Here is a 6,979-nt window from a genome sequence, read left to right as displayed (position 1 = left end):
GAGCTTATTATTGACTAGAGTCATGCTCTTGCTCCGGCAGAGTGTCAGTTCCTGCTGATGCGACCAGCCCTCTAAACCTCAGTCGGGATCCCTGGGATCTCGCTGCTGTTGGTGACAGGGAGTGTCATCATCTGCCCCAACCGCGAAACGGTGAGCTCCGCCGCCGGAATGGGTTCCGAGACCTGTCCGCCGCTGAACACCATCACCCGGTTGCTGTACTGCAGGATCTCGTCCAAATCCGCCGAGGCAAAAAGAATAGCCGTACCCGCTTGGGTGCGTTCCAGCAATTGCCCCCAGACCCACAGCGCCGACTCGATGTCCAACCCTCGCGTTGGGTGCTCCATCAGCAAAAGACTCAGGGGTGTGGGCAAGAGAGCCAACTGGCTGCGCTGTTGGTTGCCCCCCGAGAGTTGCTCCACCCGGCTGTAGGGGTGACCGCGAATGCTGAAGTGTTCAATGGCCGCTTGGGCCTGTTGACGGGCCAGAGCCCAGTTGATCCAGGGATCCTGCTGCTGGAGGGCAAAATGCTCCTGCAAGGTTAAGCCGGGGATCAGCCCTTCCCGCAGCCGATCCGCCGGAGAAAACCCCACCCCACAGCGCAGGTAGTCGCCGTAAGGACGGCCTGTCATCTCCTGCCCCCCCAACAGAATCCGGCCACGCCTGGGCGGCAACAACCCTGCACAGGTGAGCAGGAAAGAGCGTTGCCCACTGCCTTCCAAACCGGCCAACCCAATCACTTCCCCCGGCTGCACCGCCAGATCTGGCAAAGCCAAGGCAAACGGCTCATGCCGCACCACCAGGGAGCGCAACTCCAACAGGGGATCCGCCCTCCTTTGCGGAGAATGGGGCCGAGCCGGGGGTGCCAACTCCCGCCCGAACATCCAATCGATCAACCGCTGTTCCAGCAGGGCAATGTCCTCACCTCTAACAGGCAGCTCCCCCACCACCTCCCCCTGCCGCATCACCGTCACCCGATCGCAAAGGCACTCCACATCGGCCAGCTTGTGGGAGACGAAGATCACCGATTTGCCCTGCCCCGCCAACCTTCTCAGAGCCGCGAACAAAAGATCTTTTTGCGCTGCAGAAATGCCCGTCGTCGGCTCATCCAAAATCAAGGTGTTGATCCCCAGGGAAAGCAACCGCAGCATTTCCAGTTGTTGCCGTTCCCCCACCGTCAAACTGCCGATGGCTCCATCGGGGTTGAGATTAAAACCAAACTCTTCACAGGCTTTCTCGAGACGTCTTCGGCTTTCCCGCAGCCCCAAGCCCAAGCGCCCTCGTTGCCCGGCAATAAAGTTTTCCAGCACCGTCAGAGAAGGAAAATCCAAGGGATCCTGGTGCAACATGCCAATGCCCAGGCGAATGGCTGCTGCAGGGCTGTCGATGCGAACCGGTTGCCCATCGATCCAAATCTCCCCCTGATCGCAGCGCAGAAAGCCGCTCAGGATCTTAACTAAGGTACTTTTGCCGGCCCCATTCTCCCCAAGCAGGCCGTGGATCGTGCCCGCCTCCACCCGTAAGGACACATCGCGGTTCGCCTGTACCGCCCCAAAACGCTTGTGGATGTGCAGCAGCTCGACCTTCATTCTGCTCATAGTAACCTGCCTCCCCAGAAAATCCCCAAGAATACAGTTGCTGAGGTTGCAAGTGCTGGTGCTACGATAGCGATAGCTCGCCGTTAGGCGTTGGCTGCGGACGAGTTCAGCATCGATCTGTGGTTCGCCCTGCCCCTCTTCTCCGCCCTTCCCCCCTGCCACCCATCTCGGATAGCAACCGCCTCAAAATCTTCTCAGGCAGCGCTAACCCGGCTCTGGCTCAAGAGGTGGCGCGTTACTTGGGCATGGATCTGGGCCCGATGTTGCGCAAGCGCTTTGCCGATGGCGAGCTGTACATCCAAATTCAGGAGTCGATTCGGGGTGCCGATGTCTACTTGGTGCAGCCCACCTGCCGCCCCGTCAACGACCACCTGATGGAACTGCTGGTGATCATCGATGCCTGTCGCCGTGCCTCTGCCCGGCAGATCACCGCCGTCTTGCCTTACTACGGCTACGCTCGTGCCGACCGCAAAACGGCAGGCCGAGAAGCGATCACCGCCAAGCTGGTGGCCAACATGATCACCCAGGCAGGGGCCCATCGCGTGCTGGCTATGGATCTGCACTCGGCCCAGATTCAAGGCTACTTCGACATTCCCCTCGACCATGTCTACGCCCAGCCGGTATTACAGGCTTACCTCAAGGAAAAGGGCTTGCTCGACGAAGACATTGTGGTCGTCTCTCCCGATGTGGGGGGTGTGGCTCGTGCCCGTGCCTTTGCCAAAAAACTCAAGGAAGCCCCTCTGGCAATCATTGACAAGCGCCGCCAAGCCCACAACGATGTGGAAGTCATGAATCTGATTGGGGATGTGCGGGGGAAAACTGCCATCCTTGTGGATGACATGATCGATACCGCAGGCACCATCTCGGAAGGGGCAAAATTGCTGCGCAAGCTGGGAGCCAAAGCGGTTTATGCCTGCGCCATTCATCCTGTTTTTTCTGAGCCGGCCATTCAACGCCTGCGGGGTGGTCTATTTGAAGAGGTGATCGTCACCAACACCATCCCTATCCCTCCAGAGCAGCACTTTCCCGAATTAACCGTTCTCTCGGTAGCCAATGTGCTGGGGGAAGCGATCTGGCGCATCCATGAAGATAGCTCCGTCAGCAGCATGTTTCACTAAAGTAAGTTTCAAAGTAAGTTTCTCCAGAGTATCGCTAGAGTAGAGTGGGTGCAGAATGGGTGCGCCTGCTCCTTTTCCCTGTGGAGATCAGCCCAACCAGGCACCCCCGATCTGTCGTGATGGACTGGGTTGAGCCAGCTCCTTGGCCAGGTTTTCCCATGTCACCTCCCATCTCTCGCTCGCCAAGATCCGTTGTGACCGGTTTTGCTCCCCCGCAGGCTGCTCCCAGGGAAGGGCCGTCCCTTCGAACTGAACCGGATACTGAGTCCGCTTCGGCGCTGTACCCGCTGTTGCAATTGTTGGGTCAACTGTTGAAAGTACCTTTGGTCTATCTAGAACTGGCCCAGCCGGGATCCGATCCCCACTCGCCTTCAAAAGGGATCCTCTACCGGGATCCGCAAGGGATCCCAGCCGGAGAACCTTTCAACCCCGATGTCGGCTCTGAGCAATGGCCTTTTCATGAGTCCTTTCTCTTGCAAACTGAGCAGGGGATCCGGTTGGCCGATCTGCACCTGCTTGACTGCCACCCTCGCCAATTGAGCTCCTCTGAACGGGAACAGATTGACCTCGTTGGCCTCAGCCTGAAGCAAATCCTTCTCCAGGCCCAGGAGCATCGGCAGACCCTTGAGCAGCTCCAATCCCAACTGCAAGACAGCCGCAGCACTGCTGCCCGCTACCAGCAGATCTTCGAGAACGCCGTCGAAGGCATTTTTCAAACCACCCTAGAGGGCAAATATCTGGTTGCCAACCCGGCCTTGGCCCATATTTTCGGCTACGAATCCCCTGAGGATTTGATGCACAACGTCTCCGATATTGGCACCCAAATCTATAGCGATCCAGAGCAACGAGCCGAATTCATTCAGCGCATGCTGAGAGAAGGTCAAGTTGTGAATTTTGAACACCAAGTTTGCCGCAAAGATGGCAGACTGATTTGGATTTCTTTAAATGCCCGCACCATCTACAACGACCAGGGGGATCCCCTCTATTTTGAAGGATTTGTTACCGACATCACAGCATCCCGTCAACTGAAAGAACGACAACAACAATTGGAAGAGGCCCGCCGAGAGAGCGAGCATCGTTTTCTGCAACTGGCAGAGAATACGCAGCAACTGTTTTGGATCACAACACTCTACAGCAAAGAGCTGATCTACGTCAGCCCAGCCTGCGAAGCCCTTTGGGGCCTTTCCGCCGAAGAGGCTTACGCCAACCCCCAAGCCTGGATGCGCCAAATCCACCCCGACGATCGCTGGTTGTTCCCCACCATCCTCAAAGCCCAATCGGAGGGCAAATCCACCGATGTCGTCTTCCGCATTTATCACACTGATGGCCGCCTGATTTGGCTGCGAGAACGCACCTTTCCCATCGCCGACAAAGAGGGCAAAATCTATCGGGTGGCAGGGATCGTCGAAGACATCACTGAGTCCAAGCAACTGGAAGCCGAACGGCGTCGTATAGAGCAAGCCTGGCAACAAAGCGCCAACCATTTTCGGCAGATTTTTGAGCTGGCCCCCAATGGAATTGCCCTTGTGGACTTGCAGGGGCGATTTATCCAGGTCAACGATGCCTTTGCCCAGATTGTCGGCTACACCCCCGAAGAATTGAAACATCGGCAACAACTGGACATTCTCCACCCCGAAGATGTCAACCCACTGCTGGGGGCCAATGAGGCTTTGCTGGCAGGGAAGGTCTCTGTCAGCCAGCGCCAGATTCGCTACACCCACCGTTCCGGCCAGGTTGTTCATGTGCTGTTTCAGGCCACCCTGCTCACCGACGAGGAAGGACAGCCCACCCAGTTTCTCAACCAGGTGATCGACATCAGCGCCCGCGTGGAGGCAGAAATTGCCCTCAAAGAAAGTGAAGAACGCTTCCGCCAATCCTTTGAATGGGCCCCCATTGCCAAGGCCATGACCCACGTGGATGGCACCTATTTGCAAATCAACGCCGCTTTTACCGAAACCCTGGGCTACACCCTGGAGGATCTCAAAGGGAAAACCGTCCTCGACATCACCCATCCCGACGACATCGCCACCACTCTGGAAAACAGCAACCGCCTGCTGGCCGGCCAGGTGCATCAGTGCGAACAGGAACAACGCTACATCCACAAGAACGGCCAAATAGTCTATGCCATTCTTCGCATCACCCTGGTGCGCACGGCCCAAGGGGATCCCAGCTACTTTCTAAGCCAGATTTTGGACATTACCGAGCGCAAGCAAGCCGAGGCAGCCCTTCGCCAAAGTGAGCTGAGTTTACGGGGCATCTTCCAGCAATCAGCCCTGGGCATTTCCATCGTCGATCATCGGGGCCATTACCTAAAAGTGAACCCCGCTCTGGAAGAGATCTTGGGCTATAGCGCTGCCGAACTGACCCACATGAGCTTCTGCGACCTCACCCATCCCGAGGACATTCAGGAAGATTGGCGCCTTTTCCAGGAGGTTTTGAACGGCCAACGGGATCGCTACCACCTGGAAAAACGCTACATCCACCGCAGCGGAAAGGTGGTTTGGTGCCGCCTGGCAGTCTCTGCAGTCCGGGATCCCGAGGGCAAAAACCTCTTCATCATCGGCATTTGCGAAGACATTACCGAAGAAAAACGGGCAAAGCTGCAGATCCAAGCTGCCCTTCAGGAAAAAGAAGTCCTGCTGCGGGAGATTCACCACCGCGTCAAAAACAACCTGCAAATCATCTCCAGCCTGCTGCGGCTCCAAGCTGACCAGATCAAAAGCCGCAAGTACGCCCGCGTTTTTAAGGATGCCGGCAGCCGTATTCAAGCCATGTCTTTGATCCACGAAGGTTTGTACCAATCCAACAATCTGGCCGCTGTGGATCTCAAGCAGTACCTACACAATTTGATCTCCAACCTCTTTCACTCTTACGGGGTAAACCCCGAGAGCATTCGCGCCAACATCCGCGCCGAAGGGATCCGCCTCAACCTGGACGATGCGGTCTTGTGTGGCCTGATCATCAACGAGTTGGTGACCAACAGCCTCAAGTATGCCTTCCCGAAGGGCCGCAGTGGAGAGATAGAGGTTTGTTTCAGCCAAACCCGCAAATATACTCAGTTGCGAGTCTCCGACAATGGCATTGGCTTGCCCCCGAACTTTGACTTCAAGGAAACTCAATCTCTGGGTTTACAACTGGTTGCAACCCTCACCGATCAGCTACAGGGCAAGATACAATTGAGGAGCAAATCGGGTACTACTTTCATCATTACCTTTCCGAGGAGCGAGCCTTGAAGAGAGTTCCACCCCTTGTCAAAGGCAGTATCCTGGTCGTCGAAGACGAGAAGATCATCGCCAAGGACATTGCCAACGTTCTGAAAAAATTTGGCTACGCTGTGCCCGCCATTGCTTCTTCCGGGGAAGAAGCGATCCGAAGGCTGGAAGAGATGCCGGTGGACTTGGTCTTGATGGATATCGTCTTAAAAGGCGATATCGATGGCATAGAAGCCGCCAAGCGGATCACCGAGCGCTTCAACATTCCGGTGGTGCATCTGACGGCCTACGCCGACGAAGACACCCTCTCCCGCGTCAAGGAGACCCGGCCCTTCGGCTACATCATCAAGCCTTTCAAAGAGCGGGAACTCTACACCACCATTGAAATTGCCCTGCACAACCACCGCCAGAGCCTTGAGAACCGCAAGCTGGAAGAGAAAAGAATCGAGGAGCTGCGGCAAAAACTGCAGCAGTTGCAGCAGTTCACGGACGTGAAGGGCACTCTGTTCAAGAAATTCTTGCAGGATCTGAGCGAGCCCCTCTCGAACCTCAGCTTTGCCTTGGGGCTGCTCAAAGATGCCGAGTCGGAGCAGAAGCGGGAGCACTATCTGCAGGTGCTGGAGGATGAGTTTCGCCGTGAGCTGGAGCTGATCCACCAAACCTCTAACCTGGAAAATCTTTTAAACCTGGAAAATGTTGGCCTGTTGAGCCAGTTCAGCCTGCTGCGTCCCCAGGAGCCCAGCCCTGGTCACCGGTTGGAGGAGGAAGCACCCACCCCTGCAGCCACGGCCCCCCAAGAGTCGGCAGGCTCTGCCCCCACACCCAGCCCCACCGCCGTTACGGCGCCACGGGCACCGCTGCGCCCCCTCAACCAGACTCAGTTGGCGGAACGGTTGGGGGTGGTGGTTTCCGCCATTACCTACTGGAAATTCAAAACCGGGTTTCCGGAGTGGAGCCGCAGCCGGGATCCCGAGGGCATTTCTTGGCGCTATTCCCCCGATTCCAAGCGCTTTTCACCCGTGCCCTAGGTCGTGTTGATCTTATGTTAGGATAG

4 protein-coding genes are annotated in these 6,979 nt (G+C 56.7%); 3 read left to right on the top strand and 1 reads right to left on the bottom strand.

Going from position 1 to position 6,979, the window contains the following annotated elements; genetic code table 11:
- Nucleotides 1-71 precede the first annotated feature (71 nt).
- Complete coding sequence (locus NW856_RS02545) at nt 72-1,595, bottom strand: ABC transporter ATP-binding protein (RefSeq protein WP_414398934.1); 1,524 nt, start codon at nt 1,593-1,595, stop codon at nt 72-74.
- A gap of 119 nt (nt 1,596-1,714) precedes the next feature.
- On the opposite strand from NW856_RS02545, the gene NW856_RS02540 reads away from it, so the two are divergent.
- The 3 genes from NW856_RS02540 to NW856_RS02530 all read left to right on the top strand — a co-directional run bounded on the left by NW856_RS02540 (nt 1,715) and on the right by NW856_RS02530 (nt 6,953).
- Nucleotides 1,715-2,713: a ribose-phosphate pyrophosphokinase gene (locus NW856_RS02540; protein ID WP_011433256.1), complete on the top strand. Its 999-nt coding sequence runs from the start codon at nt 1,715-1,717 to the stop codon at nt 2,711-2,713.
- A 158-nt stretch (nt 2,714-2,871) separates the two neighbouring features.
- Nucleotides 2,872-5,946, top strand: a complete 3,075-nt coding sequence (locus NW856_RS02535; RefSeq protein ID WP_414398932.1) for a PAS domain S-box protein — start codon at nt 2,872-2,874, stop codon at nt 5,944-5,946.
- Complete coding sequence (locus tag NW856_RS02530; protein WP_414398931.1) at nt 5,943-6,953, top strand: response regulator; 1,011 nt, start codon at nt 5,943-5,945, stop codon at nt 6,951-6,953. Before NW856_RS02535 ends, NW856_RS02530 begins: the two co-directional genes overlap by 4 nt.
- Nucleotides 6,954-6,979 lie beyond the last annotated feature (26 nt).

Origin of the sequence: Synechococcus sp. R3-13 (assembly GCF_047462195.1) — a bacterium.
Taxonomy (GTDB): Bacteria; Cyanobacteriota; Cyanobacteriia; order Thermostichales; family Thermostichaceae; genus Thermostichus.
Note: the sequence above shows the minus strand (reverse complement) of the source record. Positions and strands in the feature narration are given on the sequence as shown.